Origin of the sequence: Micromonospora sonchi (genome assembly GCF_014646235.1) — a bacterium.
Taxonomy (GTDB): Bacteria; Actinomycetota; Actinomycetes; order Mycobacteriales; family Micromonosporaceae; genus Micromonospora; species Micromonospora sonchi.
Genome location: NZ_BMNB01000085.1, coordinates 1 through 1,324, shown reverse-complemented (window position 1 = coordinate 1,324; position 1,324 = coordinate 1). Strand labels below are relative to the sequence as shown.

Annotated in this window: 1 protein-coding gene; it reads right to left on the bottom strand. The window is 68.6% G+C overall.

The window, feature by feature from the left end; genetic code table 11:
* A partial coding sequence (locus IEY61_RS30855; RefSeq protein ID WP_189050868.1) for an RNA-guided endonuclease InsQ/TnpB family protein occupies positions 1-1,189 on the bottom strand: 1,189 nt, incomplete at its 3' end.
* Between the last annotated feature and the right edge of the window lie 135 nt (positions 1,190-1,324).

Here is a 1,324-nt window from a genome sequence, read left to right as displayed (position 1 = left end):
CGCCCGGGCGGATTCCTGCTTCACGGCGCGGTGCCGGCACGGGTGCCGGTCTTACCTGCGCTCCACAGGCGTTTGGGCTCTCGGCGCGTCCCGCCGCGAGCACGTTGACGGCCGCGTTGATGTCCCGGTCGTGGACCGCCGCGCATGGGCAGGCCCACGCTCGGACGGACAGCGGTTTGGGTCCGTCGACCCGCCCACAGGCCGAGCAGGTCTGCGACGTCGGGGCGAACCGGTCGATGCGGGCGAAGGTGCGCCCATACCGGGCGGCCTTGTACTCCAGCATCCCGATGAAGGACGCCCAGCCGGCATCGTGCACGGATTTGGCCAGCCGGGTGCGGCCGAGACCGACGACGCACAGGTCCTCGACGTACACCGCTTGGTTGTCGCGGATGATCCGTGTCGAGAGCTTGTGCTGCCAGTCCCGCCGCGTGTCGGCCACCCGGGCGTGCGCCTTGGCGACCTTGACGACGGCCTTCTTTCGGTTACTGCTGCCTCGCTGCTTGCGAGACAGGTCCTGCTGCAGCCGCTTGAGTTTGCGGGCCGCGCGGCGCAGGAACTTCGGCGCGGTGACCCTCGTGCCGTCCGACAGCACGGCGAAGTGAGTCAGCCCCAGGTCGATGCCCACCTCGGCGTCGAGGGCAGGCAGCGCCTCATCAGCGGTGGTCACCACGAACGAGGCGAAGTACCGTCCGGCCGCGTCCTTGATGATCGTGACCGAGGTGGGGTCCGTCGGCAGTGCCCGTGACCACCGCACCGACAGGTCGCCGATCTTCGGCAGCCGAAGCCGGCCGTTGTCGAGCACCCTGAACCGGGCGTTGGCGGTGAACCGGATCGCCTGCCGGTTGTCCTTGCGCGACCGGAACCGCGGCGGGGCGACCTTACGCCCCTTGCGCCTGCCCGCCAGTGAGTTGAGGAAGTTCCGGTACGCGGCATTCAGGTCCGCCAGGGCCTGCTGGAGCACCACCGCCGACACCTCACCCAGCCACTCGCGCTCCGGGGTGCGCTTGGCCGCCGTGATGACCAGCTTCGACAGGTCCCCGTCACAGATGTACGGCAGCCCCTGCTCTCGCGCAGCTTGCCGTGCGCGCAACCCGTCGTTGAACACCACCCGCGCGCACCCGAACGCCCGGGCCAGCGCTTCCTGCTGGCCGGGCGTCGGGTAAACGCGGTAGTTGTACCGGAACTGCACATCGGACAGTCTAGCATTGGCCTATGGCCGATTCCCTGGACGTTCGGACTGGCAGGCACTGCGTGTTCGCGCTGCATGCCCACTTGGTCTTCGTGACGAAGTTCCGACACAATGTGTTCACCGACCGCCACCTAA